Consider the following 15,094-nt stretch of genomic DNA (forward strand, 5'->3'; position numbering starts at 1 on the left):
TCTTGCTCATCTTCGCTCCATGAAGGCTACGATGAGCCGGAAACCCTCCGTTCCGCAATATGCCTAAACTGTCCCATGGGTGCTGACGTCAGACAGCGGATGAGCCGCGCCGGATAGAACTGTGGCGGCGGCATTGGTCATTTTCACCGGCCTCGTGCTGCGACAAATATGCGTCGAACACATCGATGGAGCGGATGAAGGCAAAGGCGGAGCCGCTGACGTCGATATCAGCGCCCCGTCCGACCGCTTGCGCGAGATGGAGTGCTTCTGTCTCGGGGGCCAGGGAGACGGCTGGCTCGGGGTTGAACCCCGCCAGCCTGTGAAGGCGCGCGACCGGGTCCGGCTCTGCAAGCGCCGCGCGCATCGGGCAGCGCCAGATCTGCAAAGGCGGCTCGACCGGCCAGGGTGTGATACGGCGGATGAACTCTGCGCGCGCCCGGGCACAGGGAAGCGACGCGGGCCAGCCACCAGCGAGGCATAACAGGATCGCACAATCGATCTGATAGCCTTGTGCAGTGGCGGGTTTGGGCGCAAGCGGGGCGAGGCCTATCGCGACGATCGCGGCCGTTGAGAGGAGCCGCTTCATGACAGAGCCCCGCCGCTAACCTGTTGGCGCATAATGATAGTTATGTTCATTATGTCATAATAACTGACATATTGTGCGCGTCGTTTCATTGGAACGTCTCCTGGTAAGCGTCAAGCACAAGACGGACTTCGGCCTGCGCGGAAGCTGATGCTGCGGCGAGGCAATTCAGATAGGTTTGCGCCTCATCGAAATAGGCGTTGAACTCGGCTCTGATGTCGTCGCCATACTCGTTCAGGAGCGCAGGCGAGGCCGCGAGCTCCGGCCGCAACGGCGTCACGCAATCTATCGCCAGCGTCTCGGCATGTGCCGGGAGCGCAAGGACGATGAATGTGCTACATGCCAGCAACCGCGACATCTGGTGGTCTCCCGACAATCTGGGGGCGAATCGTGTGCTCGACCTATCACCGAAAAAATATCACAATCAATCAAAAGATATCTATTGACCACCTTACATGTCTTACGCTACGTCGCCGCATATCTTGCAACATGCACTGTTTGAAGCGGTGCAAAAGCAGGTTACTTCCGTAGGAACTTCTTTCCTTCGGAGGCAAAATGGCAGGAACAAAATATCCCGTGATCCTAACATCGCACATGCAAGAGGCGATCGAGGGTGGGGCATGGATTGAGGTGGAATGCGTCGAGGCCCCGGAAAAGGGCGGCAATACGCATAGGGGTGGCTGGACGGTTTTCGTCTGCTCCAATGACGGTCAAGGCGGTGTGCACCGGTCGGTCTATGTGACCAACCGGGATCTGAAACCACGCGTCTTCAAGACCGCCGCAGGGCTCATGAGCTTCTGCCTGGAGCTGGGCGCAAAAGTATTCAGCTGCCCTCTCCGAGAAGGTGAGAGAGGCACGTGGGAGTTTGAGACGACAAGGTATCCTGGCAGCGGCTAGCCTCGTTTTCTGGGGGCTTTCAAGCCCTTCCTCCCATGCACAATCTGTTATCGATCTCGATGCTCCAGACCGTGTTGGCCGTCTGACCAGCAGCGTTCTCGACTTCGCAAGACCTCAACCCGAGCACAGCGACGTTGTCGCACGTTCTCAGGCCGCTCCTCTTGAGTCACAACGCCTTTCCCCGTCTCGGACCCCATCGGGTCGTCCCGTTATCGAGGCTATGATCCTCGATGTGGGGTCGGTCTATGCGGACCACCCAGCCCTGCGCCGGGCGGGCATGACCTCTCGCGACTGGCTGGCCTTTTTTCGCGCCAACATCGCTGTTGAAAGCGCGTTTGACCCAGGCGCGCGGTCGCATGTCGGTGCAATCGGGCTTGGGCAGTTGATGCCGGACACCGCGCGTGTGCTTGGCGTCGACCCGCATGATCCCGAGCAAAACCTGCATGGGTCCGCCCGCTACTTGCTGACACAACTTGATCGTTTCGGCACGCCGCAGCTTGCGCTCGCAGCCTATAACGCCGGCCCCAAAGCCGTGGCGCGTCACGGCGGTGTGCCCCCCTACCGCGAAACCCAAGGCCATGTCCGCAAGGTCATGGCCGTCTATGCCCAATCCATCGGAGACCAGACATGAAACGCATCGATTATACCCCGGCAACCTTTTTGGCCGTGCTTGTGCTGGCCGCCAGCCCGGCCGTCGCGCAGGATCTCAGCCCGGTCTCCGACATGATCGACACGGTCGTTGACGCCGTGACAGGTCCCATCGGGCGCGGCCTCGGCGTGCTCGCGCTCGTGGGATCCGGTGTCATGATGTTTTTCGGGCACCTGAACTGGCCGATCTTCGTTGCCGTCTTTGTCGGCGTGGTGCTGATTTTTTCGGCCGAGACCATCATCGACGGCTTTGCGGCTCCTTGATCTGACCTGCGGCAGAGACCCACATGCGTGACACACCACTCTTTCTGGGGCTGACCAAGCCGCCACGGATATTCGGTCTGCCGATCGGATATTTCGTGGCGTTGGTTTTCGCATCCGTGATCCCTTTCATTCTGGTTGACGACATGCGGTTTCTCCTGGTGTTCATCGTTGGTTACCCGCCGCTTTGGCTGGTCGCTGACCGCAATCCACATCTGTTTCAGATTTTGAACGTCGTGATGTCGCGCACCCCGCGAACGAGCGCGCGATCAGATGAGGGGGGCGATCTCTATGTCGCGTGAGTTTCGGGGGTTGCGTGCCAGCAGCGCTGTTCGGGACGCGCTCGGGGACAAGGCCTGGAAAGCCGAGCGTCTTGGGCGCCATCTTCCCTATATCGCTGCGGTGCGGGACAATGTCATCCTGACACGGCAGGGTGATCTTATGGCGTCGGTGACGCTGGACGGGATCGACAGCTTCACCAGCGACGACGCGCGGATCGATGAGATCAGCGAAGGCTTTGCCCGGATCGTCGGGCAGTTGGGGGAGCGTTTTGGTTTCCACATCAACAAGGTCTCGCGCCCGGACGTCTTGGACCTTGCCCCTCCAGACGGCATGCCTTTCGCGACTGCTGTAGACGCCGCCTGGCAAAGAAGCCTGCGCGCCCGCGATCTGAAAGCCCGCACATTGATGCTGACGGTGCTTATGCGTCCGTCGATGCCGCAGGCCTTCTCGAAAGTTCTGGGCGTCCTTGGCGGCGGCCGCGATTTCCAGAAGGACATCGACACGAGGATTGTTGCCCTGGAAGAGGCCATGACGCTGCTCATGGCGATGTATTCCGGCGCGGGTGTGGCACGATTGACGGTCTCAAGCGGGGATTGGCTTGCGCTGTTGGCCGCGGTTCACGGACAGAGCTACGCCAAGATCATCGCCGCCCCCCGGACAATTGCTGGCTGACACGATGAGCAATTTCGACGTCAGCTTTCAGGGCAAATCCATGCGGCTGGAAAGCGGTGGACGCTCAAGATACGGCACGATCTTCGGGATGAAATCCTATCCAAGCCGCACCTGGCCAACCATGCTTGACGCGCTGGAACTGCCCTATGACATCACGATCACCAATTCCTTCACGCCGCGGCGCGCCAATGAGATGGTTGAGCGCATTCAACGTACCTTTCGCCAGCGGGGTGCCTCCGAAGATGCTGGTGTCAGCCTGACTGAGCAGTTGATCGAAGCCGCCGACGCCGTGGCATCCGGCCGCTCGACGTTTGGGACACATCATGCCTCCGTGCAGGTGTTCTGTGACAGCGCCCAGGAACTGGAACAGGCAGCCTCCGAGATCTGGCGGGCGGGGCAAGAGACCGGTGCCGTTCTGGTCCGGGAATCCTGGGCTGCAAAGGCGCTCTATTTCGCGCAGGTGCCCGGGAACTGGGCCTACCGGATCCGTGACGGGATCGTTTCGTCGCAGAATTTCGCGGAACTCGCTGCGTTTCACAAGACAAGGCCGGGGCGGGAGCCGGAGGCCAGCCCATGGGGCAAGACGATCACGGCCTTCCCGACCGTGACCTCCAGCCTCTACCGGTTCAACTTTCACGAAGCCGGGCGCCGGACCGATGAGCCAAGCGTCGGGCACACGCTGGTTCTGGGCCGCACCGGGTCTGGCAAGACCCTCGGCACGGCGTTTCTCATGGCTCAGGCGCGCAGAGCGGGCGCGCGCATCATCGTTTTCGACAAGGACCAGGGGTTGGAGATGGCGATCCGCGCTCTGGGTGGCAGCTATAGTGAAATCAAGGTGGGCGAGCCCACTGGCTTCAATCCGATGACCACGGAGACCGATGCGCGGGGGGCCGCCTGGCTGACAGATTGGCTCGGCGACATTCTGGCCCGCCACCGCCCACTCGAGACGGTTCAGACCGTCGCACTGAATGAGGCGGTTCGTCAGATCGCCGCAGCGGAACCGGACCTCAGAACATTCGACGGTTTAGCAAGCCTCGTGGCTTCTACCGATGATGACGGCGATCTGGTGTCCCGCGTGCGGGAATGGACGCAAACCGGCCGGTACGGATGGCTTTTCTCAAGGCCCGGTACCCAGTCGATTGCCATTGGCGAGGATGTCCTTGGTCTCGACATGACCGAACTTCTGGACCAGGACGCAGAACGCTCCGCCCTGCTCGCCTATCTCTTCCGTCGTATCGAGCGCGTGATCGAGGATCGAAGACCAACGATCATCGTGATCGACGAGGCCTGGAAGATGTTGGCCGACGATATCTTCGTCAAGCGTCTTCACGACTGGCTGGTTACCATGCGCAAGCGCAACTGCGTGGTAATGATGCTGACCCAGACACCGGGCCATCTGGACCAAAGTTCGGTTGGCCAGATCATCGCGGAAAGTGTGGCCACCCAGATCCTGTTTCCCAATCCACGGGCAAATCCGGAGGATTACGGCATCCTGCGCCTGAACGTGCGCGAGGCGGGTTTTCTCTCTAGCCCGGCAGCCGGGTTGCGGCTGGCATTGATCCGCTCCGGCGTCGACAGCGTCTTCGTCAATACCGATCTCGCAGGCCTTGGCGGTCTGGTCACTGTTCTTGGTGGCGGCAAGACCGGCGAGGAAAAAGCGTCCGCCGATTGGCGCAACAATGAAGACTTCTGGAAGGACATGATGTGAAAGCACGATTTTTTCTGTTGGTCGCCATGACGGCCCTGAGCGCTTGCGAAGGTGCATCAACAGGCGTGCGCTCGCCGTGTTTCAAGCGGCCTGCGATGGCGTTCGCGGCCCCTGCCCCCGACCTTGTTTCGCGGAATGCGCATTGTGATTTCCAGAGCTTCTAGAATGGCGGTTCCGTTGGCCTTGGGTCTTGGCTCGCTTGCCGCCGCGCAGGGCGTGCCCGTGATCGATGGCTCCAACCTTGCCCGGGCCGTATCTCGCGTTGAGGAACTTGCGCGCGACGCCTTGCGCCAGGGCCAGAAGCGCGATGCCCGTCAGGAACAAGCGGACATCTATCAAGAGCAACGTGAAGCCTACGCGCGTTTTCTTGAGGAAACCACCGGTGTCACCGATCTGAGTGGATTCGAGGCTGGTGGACCCGGCTGGGCGAGCGCTGCAGAGACCTACCCGGCTGAGGAAGATCATCCTGATGCCCAGCGGCTCTTCGGCGAACCCAGCGACGTCGAACGCATGATCATCACCGTGGCGCGGCGCTATGAGGGTCATCCCGGTGTTGCAGCCGCCGGGCTGACGCCACTGACATGGCGGATCCTGTTTCAATCCCTGATCAAGCAGGAAAGCCGTTTCAACAACGCGGCCGTCTCGCCCGTAGGTGCGCGCGGTTTTTGTCAGCTGATGCCGGGCACAGCAGCGGATCTCGGTGTGAACCCACATGATCCTTGGGAAAATCTGGACGGTGGCGCACGCTATATTCTCGCGCAACTGAACCGTTTCGGTCGGATCGACCATGCTCTCGCGGCCTATAATGCAGGCCCCGGGCGTGTCCTTGAGTATGGCGGTGTGCCGCCTTTCGAAGAAACCCAGACCTACGTCCGGCGCATCAACGGCTATTACAACGACTATCTAGGCACCATCACCGGCGTCGACATGACGGGGTCACTGGCGGGCGTCGATGGTGCCTCGGCCGCCTGGGGCAACTGGGCGGATGCCTCAATCGGCTATGGTGCCTACATGGGCACCCAGATCGATCAGGCCATGACCCGGATCGCGGCGCTTTTGCGTGAAGACCCGCCCGAGAACGCAAAAGAAGCGCTGGACCGCTCCACCTACATGCTGGCCGAACGGGCGCGGCTCATGGCACTGACGCTGCGTTTGCGCGCGGCCCACGTGAAAGTCGAAGCGGCACAAGGTTTGACCGAGGCCGCCGATCACCTGGAGCAATCCACTTTCTGGAGGTATTCCGATGAGGGCTGACACCCGCCTTGCCGCTATTCTTGTCGCGGGCACGCTCCTGGCGGCGCCCCTCCCCCCAGCCTTCGCTCAGGGTGTGCCTGTAATCGATGGATCAAACCTCGCGCAGAACATCGAGCAACTGCAGGCCGCGCTGCGCGATGCGGAAAACCAGCTCCAGCAAATCGAGGAATTGCGCACCCAGATCCAGCGCCTCACCGATATTCAAGGCCTGCTTGATGACGTCCTGGGGTCAATTACCGGCCTGAACGATATCGCCGCGCTTTACAACGGCGTGGAGGACCTGCGTGCCCGCGCCCAGAAGATCACCGATCTATCGGGTTTCATGGACAGCCTGTCACTCGGGGATTTTGACAGCCTGCTGGACGATCTGCTCGATGGCGACGTCACCATGGGAGAACGCCGGGCCGCTGATGCCATGCGCGAGACCATGGCCAGTGCGGGGTTCACCTCGGAAAAACTCACCGAGTTGAACGACGCCGGGACCCCGCAAGGTGCCGCCATAGCCGATCTGGCGGCGGCCAATGCCATGGTCATCGGGCAGGCCCAGATTTCCTACGAGGAAGCCGCCCAGAGCATTGAACGGATCGATGGGTTGGTTGAGGCCATCGGCGATCAGGAAACGCTCAAGGAATCGATCGATCTCAACACGCGGATGGCCGCCGAGACGAACTTCATGCTGGGCCAGATGTGGCGCCTGAATGCCGCCCAAGGCTTGGCGCAGGGTCAGAACGGCATCGATTTCGCGGCCGAGCAGGCCCGCACACGCTCCTTTTTTGATTTTTCCGGCGCGGAGGACTGACCGTTGAACACATCACTCACAACACTTGCCGTTTTCATCGCCCTCGCAGGCAGTGCCTGGGCAGAAGACTTGCAAGACCTGCCCGACGACAAGTTGCTCGGAGAGGTCGTCATTGCCACCGAAACCGGAGAGGAAGACCGGCTTCTCAAGCTGATGCGTGAGGTAAAGGCGAGGGGGCTTTTGATGTTCCCGAAGCCGCAAGCCTGCTCGCTCACCTATCCGGACACGGAATTCTTCAGCAACGAGATTTTCCGCGGGGCGGTTCGATGGGGCTTTGGCACCGACCTGCGCGAGCTTGCCATATCGCAAGGTTTCTGCGGCTGCCTCTATGATCTCGGATCGCTGGACGACTACACGCAGGCGCGTGTCGGAAAGACCCCGGAAGAGCTTACTGCAGCAGATTTCAACGCATTGCGTCGGTATCGCAGCGGCGAATGGGTCGATATCGACCAACGCCATGCGGAATTTCGCAAAGAGAGCTGCGGCGACTGATGGCCATCATTGCCGAGGTTCTTGCCATGGTGGATGCGACCGTGGCTGGTGTCGCAGCCGACACCTATGGCGATACGGTCGCCGCCGTGCGCCCTGTCGTGCGGTCCGCGTCGGTGTTGGTCGCAGCGCTCGTCGGTGCGAACCTCGTTGTGCAGACGGTCGAGCTTACGCGCGCGACTATCGTCGCTCTTGGGTTGCGGCTCGTGCTGGTGAATGTGTTCCTGACCTTCGCCAGTCTCTCGGTCCCCTATGACGCTTTGACAAACGCCCCGGCCGAACTTGGGGCCGGGATCCTCGATTCCCTCTCTGGGGGCAGTGTCGGAAATCTCTACGACGGCATCGACGATCTCTATTCCCAAGCCCTGAATGTCGGACAGGCGATCAGCCAGAATGGGGGCTGGCTGGCCGGGGCCATGACCAGCGTGATCATGTTCCTTGTAGCGGCCGCCATGGCGACGATCACCATCATTGTTCTATCGGCCGCCAAGATCATGTTGGCGGTCTTGATCGCCATCGCCCCGTTGGCTGTGGCCTGCACATTGTTCAAGCAATCGGCGCCGATCTTCGAGGCCTGGGTCAAACTCGCCATCGGATTTGCCTTCGTGCCTCTATTCGTTGCTGCCATGGCCGGGTTCACCATTGCCACCGGAAATGCAGTTGCGCCAGAGGAGCTCAACAGCGTTGAAACGCTCGGGGACGCGATCTCTTTTGTCGTGGTGATGATGATCGGCACCGGTCTGATGTTGCTCGTGCCAACGTTCGCGCAAGGGCTTGCCGCCACGAACATCGGCCTCGCCTCGATCGGTGCAAATGCCGCGCGGATGCCCGGAAACGCGTTGCGCAATACCGGTGCCGCGATCCGGGGCGGCGATGACATGCGACGGGGCTTCAACGCAGGGCTTCAGGGACAGGGCGTCTCTGACCGATCCTCCAGCGTGGCTCGTGTCGGGAGCTATGCGGGCAATGCGGTCGCGCTCGCCGGAAAGATGAAGAAGGGATAGCCATGAGTGATTTCGATATCGATTTGGTTATGGGTCCGCGCCGGGCCGCGCGCGCCGCATGGATCGTTGCGGGCTGTTCCTGCGCCATCACCGTGCTGTTGGCCCTGACCATCACGGTCATGTTGCCCCTGCGCGAAACCGAAGTGTTTACCGTTCTGGTAGACAGCACCACAGGGGCAGCCGAACGCATCTACCAGGTGAAGCCAACCGGTATCACCGATGAGGAAGCGATCAAGGAATCCCTGCTTGTCAGCTATATCAGTGACCGCGAGAGCTATTTTCGGGCCGGTATTCAGGAACGGCTCGAAAGTGTCCAGCGGCGTTCCAGAGGGCCCGCCCGCGCCTCGCTGATCGAACTCTGGACCACGGGGTCCGAGAATTACCCGCCGCGCAGCTATGGCGCGAACGCGCAGGTCGATGTCCGCGTGCGGGCGATCACCTTCCTGCAGGACGATGTGGCCCAGATCCGGTTCGACAAGCGCCTCACCCGGCCCAACCAGTCGCCGGTTACGCAGACATTCATCGCCACGGTCGGGTTCGAGTTTGCCCCCCGTCGCGAACGCTCCCTGACACGCGTCTGGGAAAATCCCCTTGGCTTCTCGGTGACAGCATACCGGGTCGACGCCGAAACACTGACACGAGAATAATTCATGAAAACCTTTCTGCTTGCCACTGCAATCGTCACCGGGTTGCTCGCAGCGCCTGCCTTGGCTGAGCGCGCGCCGGTCACCATGGGACAGGACGCCCGCGTTCGCCACGTCAACTTCAACCCCACGGATGTGATCCGGATCGACACCCACCTTCGGGTTAACACGTCAATCGAACTCGGTCCTGGCGAACGGATCAATCAAGTCCTGATCGGTGACTCCGCGTCCTATGAAGTGGAGGTTCTGTCGAACCGCAATACGATCTCGATCAAGCCTGTCGAGGCACGGGCCGCGACAAACCTGACGATCTTTACCAACCGCCGCGCTGTCGCCTTCTATCTGACAGAGGGTCGCTCGCGGACACAGTCTTTCCGGGTCGTCGTAAACTTTCCCGACGAGCGACCCGCCGGGCGCCAGCTTGCGGCTGGAGGCCGAGATACCGGCTATCAGTTCGCGGGCAGCGGTGCGATGCGCCCGGTGCGGGTCTGGAATGATGGGCGCTCGACCTTCTTTGAATTCCGGCCCGGCGTGCGGCCCTCGATCTTCGGCTTGAACGCCCAAGGCTACGAGATCACCCAGAACAGCCAGACGCAAGGTGCGGTCGTGCGGGTCACCGGCGTGCGGGACACCTACACGATCCGCATGGGCGACGATCATATCTGCATTACCCGTGAGACTGGTGGGTTCACGACCGAGGCTGCTGCCGTGGCCGCCCTGCGTGGACGGGAGTTCTGATCATGAGCGACGAGAAAACCGGGGAAAAGGAATACAGCTTCGCGCCCAAGCGGCGCGCATCTCTCGGGCTCAGGCTTGGTTTGGGTGCATTGCTTCTGGCAGGGACCGCCATCATTGCCTACCCGCTTGTGCAAGGCAGCGGCATCACTTCCGCCGTTGAAACATCGAAAGCCGACGACTTTCAGGATCAGGTCGACGGTGACGGGTTCGGCCGGATGACAGCCGATGCTGAACCGACCGAACAAAGATCGGAGCCGAGGTTCGATCCCGGACCAATCGAGGATGAACTCGCGGCGCAGCGCCAAGCGCTCGAGGAGCAGAACGCCAAGCTTGCGAGCGACGTGGTCGCCCTACAAGCCCAGTTGGCAAGACTGGCCGAGGCCCCTGCCCCCGACAATTCCGCCAAGCTGGCCGAAGCGCTGCGCTCGGTCCAGGAACAGAACACGGCGCTCATCGCCCAGATGCAAAGCGAGATGGACACCCGATTGGCAGAAGCCGATCTTGAAGCGCAAAAGCGTATCGCCGATGAGGTTGCCGCACGCGCACGTGTTGCCGAGGGCCGGATGGAGCAGTTGATGGAGCAAATGCTCGGACTGCAGCGCCAGAACGACGCCCTGCAACAGCAGATCGATGACGGTATGAGTGACGCTCTACGCGCGCAAACCGAGCGGGATCAACTCGTCGCCGAGGAAGCAGCGCGACGGGCTGAACTGGACCGTCGGCGGGCCGAGGCGGCGGCGCTGCGCAACACACAAATCCGGTCCGAAGGGGTAATCTTTGATGCGGGCGGCCAGACGGGCAGTCCGGCATCCGACCCCGAGAGGGGACCTGCGGTCGGAGATGCAGCCGCGCGCGCCTTCGTGTTGGACGGTGCCCAGCCCGCTCAAGTCGCGACTGCGGAAGTCATCGCCAATCCTTCCAACACGGTTCTGCAGGGCACGCTCATCCAAGCGTCCCTGGAAACCGCCATTGACTCCACATTGCCCGGACAGATCACGGCCATCGTGAACTACCCGGTCTGGAGCTTCGATCAGTCCCGCGTTCTCATTCCCGAGGGCTCCCGCCTCTTCGGGACGTATAATTCAAATGTCTCTTTGGGTCAGGCCCGCATTCTGGTTGGCTGGTCACGCATCGTCACACCCGAGGGGCAATCGGTGCAACTCGCCGCATTCGGTGCGGATGATCAGGGCCGTTCTGGGGTAACGGGCTCCGTTAACTCACGTTTTGGTTTGCGTTTTGGCACAGCCGCATTGCTGTCGATCATCGGCGCAGGACCGGCAATCGCCGCATCCGAAGGCAGCTCCGAGACCGGATCAGAAATTGCCGAGGATGTCGCGGGCAGTTTTTCGCAGGCCACCGATGCGGTGATCGGCGAATATGCCACCCTGCCTCCGGTTATCTCGGTCCAGCCAGGTGCCGCGATCAGTGTGATCGTTGACCGTGATCTCGAGTTCTATTGATGAACCAGGCGGCAGAAAAAACCAGTTTTCTTGCGACATATCTGAAACCGCTTGTCGCACCGCTTAGCGACCCCGCCGTCGTCGAAATCGCCATCAATCCCGATGGAAAGGTCTGGGTGGAAACCCGGGGGGCTGAGCACATGGTTGAGCTCATGGGCGTGTTCTACTCCCCTGCCCAAGCTCGGGACCTTGCAACGTCGATTGCCAGCGCCACGCACGGACAGATCAGCGAGAAAAAGCCGCTGGTCTCCGGCAAGATCGAGATGAACGGCAAGCCGATCCGGGCACAGGTCGTCTATCCACCGGTCGTGGATGGCGGGCCGTCGATCACCCTGCGCCGCTATAGTGAAGACCAACTTACCTTGGGCGACATCGGTCTGTTGCATGGTGCACTGATAGACCTGGACGCCGAACGACAGGCAAAAGCCGAACGGGTGATCGCGCTGACCCAGGCGGGCGATATTCGAGCCGCCATGAAACTTTGTATCGACGAGCGGCTGAACATCATGATCAGCGGCGGGACATCTACCGGCAAAACGACCTTTGCCCGGGCGCTTCTCGCGCTGGTGACCGAGACGGAGCGTATCGTGACCATCGAGGACGCGTTCGAGCTCTTCCCGCCACAACCCAATCGCGCGATGCTCAAGGCTGACCGTATCCCCTCAAGTGAACGCACCGCAGCCAAGTTGCTCGAGACATCCTTGCGCATGCGTCCTGACCGGATCATTCTGGGTGAGTTGCGCGGCGACGAGTGCAAGACATTCCTCGACGCGATCAACACCGGCCATTCGGGCTCATTCACCACGATTCACGCAGATACCGCACAGAAGGCGCTCGACCGCCTCGCCCTTATGGTCATGTCCGTGGGCATCAACATGAGTTTTGAGGAGGTACGGCGCTATCCGCGTCCAGCATCGATGTCGTGGTGCAGCTTGGGCGGACGGACGGGCGGCGCGGGGTCGAACAGGTGTGGCTGCCAGATAACTGAACCTCTTGAGGGAATCTGCTGGTCCGCGTCGGATGGGGCCTGCATGCGGAAAAGCTTCAAAGCGCAACGGCTCATTCGGTCAACGGAAAGCAATCGGTTTACCGGTTGCCACGGTCAACCAAAAATTATAGGTTTACCGAGATCGTAACTCGGAGGCCAACATGGCGAATCTGAGCTCAGTGGCACGCTCTGCCTATGGCGACCTCTTGCGTCTTCTGAAGGACGACATGGTCGCCAATGTCCGCGGCTCGCTCGTCACAAAGGAGCGTGGCGGCAAGACCTACTGGTACGCGGCTGAGAAAATCGGCAGCGATGTGAAGTTCTGGTATATTGGTCCGGACAGCCCCGAGACGCGCACTCGCGTGGACCGCATGAACGACCTGCGCGAGCAAGCATCCGAGCGCAAGAGCGAACGCGCCCGGCTCGCGCGTCTACTGCGCGCCGAGGGTATGACGCCGGTCGACCGGGGCACAGGCGGTCTGCTGCTTGCCATGGCCAAGGTCGGAACGTTCCGGCTCGGCGGCACCCTGGTCGGCACGAATGCCTTTCGCTTGATGGAGGGAGAACTGGGCACCACCCTCCCCCTTGGCAGCGTGGCCAACACCGGGGATGTCGACATCGCGCAATTCGAGCGTCTGTCCGTTGCCCTCCAAGATGCCGTCGAACCATCCCTGGCTCAGACATTCTCGGCGCTCAAGTTCGATCCCGTTCAGGGTCTTGACCGCGACAGTGTCTGGCGCTGGCGACAAAGCGGACAGACCGGCATGATGATCGAATTTCTGACACCATCTTTTGATGCCGAAGAAGGCATTCGCGACCTTCCCGCCCTGGGCGTCAAGGCGCGGGCCCTGCATCATTTGAACTACCTGATCTCGGACCCGATCCACGCCGTCGCGCTTTATCGGGACGGTATCCTTGTGCAGGTCCCCAGGCCCGAGAAATTCGCAATCCACAAGCTGATCGTCGCGGATCGCCGCCGCGACGGGCCTGAGTCCTTCAAGGCCGACAAGGATCGCCAGCAGGCCGCATTCATTATCGAAACCATGACTGAGGATCGCCCGTCCGACCTCTGGGACGCTTACACCGACGCAATGGCGCGTGGCCCCAGGTGGCGCGAGAGAATCGAACGGACGCTGGAGCGCATGCCGGGCGCACGTGAGATGCTGATGGCGTGCGAATCGGGGTAACGCGGGTACCGGCGATATGCAGGAATAGTGGTTTTTCGGTCCAGCTTCACAGATTGCGTATTCCGGAGCATGCGCCTTGGACCAAACGCACATGTAGCCTTCAGAGACATTTGCCTTGACCTTGCCAGACATGTCGCTTATAGCTACATTATGAAGCAGATCAGCTATACGAAAGCCGCGATCAAAGCGTTGCGCCGAATGCCCGTGAACACTGCCACGCTGATCCGCTCCAAGATCGAGGCCTATGCGCAAGACCCAGGCTCGCAGGCCAATAATGTGAAGTCCCTCAAGGGGCGAGAGGGCGTTCGGCTACGGGTAGGCGATTGGCGCGTTATCATGGATGATCAGGGCAATGTCCTGGCTGTTCTGGATATCGGACCCCGCGGCGGCATCTATGACTGAAAGGACATGACATGAACGAGATGGTGACGATCCCCCGCGAGGAATATGACCGCCTGCAGGCTGCGGCTGAGGATCTGGCGGATTTGCAGAGCTTTGACCGTGCCAAGGCAGCGCTGGCGGCGGGAGAGGAAGAGCTTGTGCCTGCGCAATTCGTAAATCGCCTGCTGAATGGCGAGCGCGCCCTGCGCGTCTACCGGGATTGGCGTGGCCTGACACAGACAGCGCTGGCCGCAAAGGCAGGCGTCAACCGGGTCACAGTGGCCGAGATCGAAACCGGACGCAAACAAGGTTCGGTCACAACCCTGCGCGCATTGGCGAATGCCCTCGACGTTGCGCTCGACGATCTGGCGGAATAAGGCGCAGCCCTTTCCTGGCGCTATGGCGAGACCGAACTTCAGTTGGGAGCGGGCATCGCGTCCGCATCTTCCAGGGACGAGAGAAAACTTGCCAGAAGAAGAACCTGCTCGTTGGTCAGCTGTGCTGTTGCAGATAGGACAGGTGAAATCGCCTCCACTTCGGCGAGTTCCATCAGATGCTCACCGCTCTCTGTGAAAATGTTGGCTGATGCCGTCGAGCCATCCCTGGCTCAGACATTCCCGGCGCTCAAGTTCGACCCCGTTCAGGGTCTTGACCGCGACAGTGTCTGGCGCTGGCGACAAAGCGGACAGACCGGCATGATGATCGAATTCCTGACGCCGTCTTTTGACGCGGAAGAAGGCATTCGCGACCTTCCCGCCCTGGGCGTCAAGGCGCGGGCCCTGCATCATTTGAACTACCTGATCTCGGACCCGATCCACGCCGTCGCGCTTTATCGGGACGGTATCCTTGTGCAGATCCCACGCCCCGAGAAATTCGCAATCCACAAGCTGATCGTCGCGGATCGCCGCCGCGACGGGCCCGGGTCCTTCAAGGCCGATAAGGATCGCCAGCAGGCCGCATTCATTATCGAAACCATGGCCGAGGATCGCCCGTTCGATATCTGGGTGGTCTTGCCCCCGTTTCACCGGACACTCAGGCGGTTGCGGTTTGAGCTGCGATGAACTCGCGTGGTGAGCGCATTTTCAGCCCTGAGTGCGGG

20 protein-coding genes are annotated in these 15,094 nt (G+C 60.9%); 17 read left to right on the forward strand and 3 right to left on the reverse strand.

The genetic code is table 11. The annotated features are described in order from the left end of the window. Positions 1 to 88: 88 nt before the first annotated feature. Complete coding sequence (locus tag ABIE57_RS19200; protein WP_354540650.1) at positions 89 to 586, reverse strand: hypothetical protein; 498 nt, start codon at positions 584 to 586, stop codon at positions 89 to 91. A gap of 85 nt (positions 587 to 671) precedes the next feature. Continuing rightward, positions 672 to 941: a hypothetical protein gene (locus ABIE57_RS19205; RefSeq protein ID WP_354540651.1), complete on the reverse strand. Its 270-nt coding sequence runs from the start codon at positions 939 to 941 to the stop codon at positions 672 to 674. A gap of 759 nt (positions 942 to 1,700) precedes the next feature. Here ABIE57_RS19205 and ABIE57_RS19210 point away from each other — a divergent pair. The 16 genes from ABIE57_RS19210 to ABIE57_RS19285 all read left to right on the forward strand — a co-directional run bounded on the left by ABIE57_RS19210 (position 1,701) and on the right by ABIE57_RS19285 (position 14,372). Continuing rightward, positions 1,701 to 2,111 (forward strand): lytic transglycosylase domain-containing protein, encoded by a 411-nt coding sequence (locus ABIE57_RS19210; protein WP_454283792.1) that lies wholly within the window; start codon positions 1,701 to 1,703, stop codon positions 2,109 to 2,111. After that, on the forward strand, positions 2,108 to 2,392 hold the full coding sequence (locus ABIE57_RS19215; protein WP_354540652.1) for a TrbC/VirB2 family protein: 285 nt from the start codon (positions 2,108 to 2,110) through the stop codon (positions 2,390 to 2,392). The genes ABIE57_RS19210 and ABIE57_RS19215 overlap by 4 nt, the downstream gene beginning before the upstream one ends. A gap of 23 nt (positions 2,393 to 2,415) precedes the next feature. Next, a complete protein-coding gene (locus ABIE57_RS19220; RefSeq protein WP_080457405.1) occupies positions 2,416 to 2,691 on the forward strand; it encodes a VirB3 family type IV secretion system protein in 276 nt (91 codons plus the stop codon). Beyond that, complete coding sequence (locus ABIE57_RS19225) at positions 2,681 to 3,343, forward strand: hypothetical protein (protein WP_354540653.1); 663 nt, start codon at positions 2,681 to 2,683, stop codon at positions 3,341 to 3,343. The genes ABIE57_RS19220 and ABIE57_RS19225 overlap by 11 nt, the downstream gene beginning before the upstream one ends. Before the next feature lie 4 nt (positions 3,344 to 3,347). Continuing rightward, a complete protein-coding gene (locus ABIE57_RS19230) occupies positions 3,348 to 5,051 on the forward strand; it encodes a VirB4 family type IV secretion system protein (RefSeq protein WP_354540654.1) in 1,704 nt (567 codons plus the stop codon). 165 nt (positions 5,052 to 5,216) lie between these two features. After that, complete coding sequence (locus ABIE57_RS19235) at positions 5,217 to 6,305, forward strand: lytic transglycosylase domain-containing protein (RefSeq protein ID WP_354540656.1); 1,089 nt, start codon at positions 5,217 to 5,219, stop codon at positions 6,303 to 6,305. Then, on the forward strand, positions 6,295 to 7,104 hold the full coding sequence (locus ABIE57_RS19240) for a type IV secretion system protein (protein WP_354540658.1): 810 nt from the start codon (positions 6,295 to 6,297) through the stop codon (positions 7,102 to 7,104). The genes ABIE57_RS19235 and ABIE57_RS19240 overlap by 11 nt, the downstream gene beginning before the upstream one ends. Positions 7,105 to 7,107: 3 nt before the next feature. Continuing rightward, a complete protein-coding gene (locus ABIE57_RS19245; protein WP_354540659.1) occupies positions 7,108 to 7,596 on the forward strand; it encodes a hypothetical protein in 489 nt (162 codons plus the stop codon). Continuing rightward, positions 7,596 to 8,597 carry a TrbL/VirB6 family protein gene (locus tag ABIE57_RS19250; protein ID WP_354540660.1) on the forward strand — a complete coding sequence of 334 codons (1,002 nt, stop codon included), beginning with the start codon at positions 7,596 to 7,598 and terminating at the stop codon, positions 8,595 to 8,597. The genes ABIE57_RS19245 and ABIE57_RS19250 overlap by 1 nt, the downstream gene beginning before the upstream one ends. Before the next feature lie 2 nt (positions 8,598 to 8,599). After that, positions 8,600 to 9,244 (forward strand): VirB8 family type IV secretion system protein, encoded by a 645-nt coding sequence (locus tag ABIE57_RS19255; protein ID WP_354540661.1) that lies wholly within the window; start codon positions 8,600 to 8,602, stop codon positions 9,242 to 9,244. Positions 9,245 to 9,247: 3 nt separating this feature from the next. After that, positions 9,248 to 9,979: a TrbG/VirB9 family P-type conjugative transfer protein gene (locus ABIE57_RS19260; protein ID WP_354540662.1), complete on the forward strand. Its 732-nt coding sequence runs from the start codon at positions 9,248 to 9,250 to the stop codon at positions 9,977 to 9,979. Between the two features lie 2 nt (positions 9,980 to 9,981). Further along, positions 9,982 to 11,439, forward strand: coding sequence for a TraB/TrbI/VirB10 family type IV secretion system protein (locus ABIE57_RS19265; protein WP_354540663.1), 1,458 nt, complete (start codon positions 9,982 to 9,984; stop codon positions 11,437 to 11,439). After that, positions 11,439 to 12,575 carry an ATPase, T2SS/T4P/T4SS family gene (locus tag ABIE57_RS19270; protein ID WP_354540664.1) on the forward strand — a complete coding sequence of 379 codons (1,137 nt, stop codon included), beginning with the start codon at positions 11,439 to 11,441 and terminating at the stop codon, positions 12,573 to 12,575. The genes ABIE57_RS19265 and ABIE57_RS19270 overlap by 1 nt, the downstream gene beginning before the upstream one ends. A gap of 13 nt (positions 12,576 to 12,588) precedes the next feature. Next, on the forward strand, positions 12,589 to 13,614 hold the full coding sequence (locus ABIE57_RS19275; RefSeq protein WP_354540665.1) for a nucleotidyltransferase family protein: 1,026 nt from the start codon (positions 12,589 to 12,591) through the stop codon (positions 13,612 to 13,614). Between the two features lie 150 nt (positions 13,615 to 13,764). Continuing rightward, complete coding sequence (locus tag ABIE57_RS19280) at positions 13,765 to 14,016, forward strand: type II toxin-antitoxin system RelE family toxin (protein ID WP_037239460.1); 252 nt, start codon at positions 13,765 to 13,767, stop codon at positions 14,014 to 14,016. A gap of 11 nt (positions 14,017 to 14,027) precedes the next feature. Beyond that, positions 14,028 to 14,372 (forward strand): helix-turn-helix transcriptional regulator, encoded by a 345-nt coding sequence (locus ABIE57_RS19285; protein WP_037239458.1) that lies wholly within the window; start codon positions 14,028 to 14,030, stop codon positions 14,370 to 14,372. Between the two features lie 38 nt (positions 14,373 to 14,410). On the opposite strand, the gene ABIE57_RS19290 is transcribed toward ABIE57_RS19285, so the two are convergent. Further along, positions 14,411 to 14,545, reverse strand: a complete 135-nt coding sequence (locus tag ABIE57_RS19290; RefSeq protein WP_354540666.1) for a hypothetical protein — start codon at positions 14,543 to 14,545, stop codon at positions 14,411 to 14,413. Between the two features lie 25 nt (positions 14,546 to 14,570). On the opposite strand from ABIE57_RS19290, the gene ABIE57_RS19295 reads away from it, so the two are divergent. Continuing rightward, entirely contained in the window at positions 14,571 to 15,056 is a 486-nt protein-coding gene (locus tag ABIE57_RS19295) for a GSU2403 family nucleotidyltransferase fold protein (RefSeq protein WP_354540667.1), read from the forward strand. Positions 15,057 to 15,094: the final 38 nt, after the last annotated feature.

Origin of the sequence: Roseovarius sp. MBR-6 (genome assembly GCF_040547525.1) — a bacterium.
Lineage (GTDB): Bacteria > Pseudomonadota > Alphaproteobacteria > Rhodobacterales > Rhodobacteraceae > Roseovarius.

Coding starts and splice junctions, on each gene's coding strand:
- ABIE57_RS19200 (WP_354540650.1), bottom strand. CDS start 586: ATGAAGCGGCTCCTCTCAACGGCCGCGATCGTCGCGATAGGCCTCGCC.
- ABIE57_RS19205 (WP_354540651.1), bottom strand. CDS start 941: ATGTCGCGGTTGCTGGCATGTAGCACATTCATCGTCCTTGCGCTCCCG.
- ABIE57_RS19210 (WP_454283792.1), top strand. CDS start 1,701: ATGATCCTCGATGTGGGGTCGGTCTATGCGGACCACCCAGCCCTGCGC.
- ABIE57_RS19215 (WP_354540652.1), top strand. CDS start 2,108: ATGAAACGCATCGATTATACCCCGGCAACCTTTTTGGCCGTGCTTGTG.
- ABIE57_RS19220 (WP_080457405.1), top strand. CDS start 2,416: ATGCGTGACACACCACTCTTTCTGGGGCTGACCAAGCCGCCACGGATA.
- ABIE57_RS19225 (WP_354540653.1), top strand. CDS start 2,681: ATGTCGCGTGAGTTTCGGGGGTTGCGTGCCAGCAGCGCTGTTCGGGAC.
- ABIE57_RS19230 (WP_354540654.1), top strand. CDS start 3,348: ATGAGCAATTTCGACGTCAGCTTTCAGGGCAAATCCATGCGGCTGGAA.
- ABIE57_RS19235 (WP_354540656.1), top strand. CDS start 5,217: ATGGCGGTTCCGTTGGCCTTGGGTCTTGGCTCGCTTGCCGCCGCGCAG.
- ABIE57_RS19240 (WP_354540658.1), top strand. CDS start 6,295: ATGAGGGCTGACACCCGCCTTGCCGCTATTCTTGTCGCGGGCACGCTC.
- ABIE57_RS19250 (WP_354540660.1), top strand. CDS start 7,596: ATGGCCATCATTGCCGAGGTTCTTGCCATGGTGGATGCGACCGTGGCT.
- ABIE57_RS19255 (WP_354540661.1), top strand. CDS start 8,600: ATGAGTGATTTCGATATCGATTTGGTTATGGGTCCGCGCCGGGCCGCG.
- ABIE57_RS19260 (WP_354540662.1), top strand. CDS start 9,248: ATGAAAACCTTTCTGCTTGCCACTGCAATCGTCACCGGGTTGCTCGCA.
- ABIE57_RS19265 (WP_354540663.1), top strand. CDS start 9,982: ATGAGCGACGAGAAAACCGGGGAAAAGGAATACAGCTTCGCGCCCAAG.
- ABIE57_RS19270 (WP_354540664.1), top strand. CDS start 11,439: ATGAACCAGGCGGCAGAAAAAACCAGTTTTCTTGCGACATATCTGAAA.
- ABIE57_RS19275 (WP_354540665.1), top strand. CDS start 12,589: ATGGCGAATCTGAGCTCAGTGGCACGCTCTGCCTATGGCGACCTCTTG.
- ABIE57_RS19280 (WP_037239460.1), top strand. CDS start 13,765: ATGAAGCAGATCAGCTATACGAAAGCCGCGATCAAAGCGTTGCGCCGA.
- ABIE57_RS19285 (WP_037239458.1), top strand. CDS start 14,028: ATGAACGAGATGGTGACGATCCCCCGCGAGGAATATGACCGCCTGCAG.
- ABIE57_RS19290 (WP_354540666.1), bottom strand. CDS start 14,545: ATGGAACTCGCCGAAGTGGAGGCGATTTCACCTGTCCTATCTGCAACA.
- ABIE57_RS19295 (WP_354540667.1), top strand. CDS start 14,571: ATGTTGGCTGATGCCGTCGAGCCATCCCTGGCTCAGACATTCCCGGCG.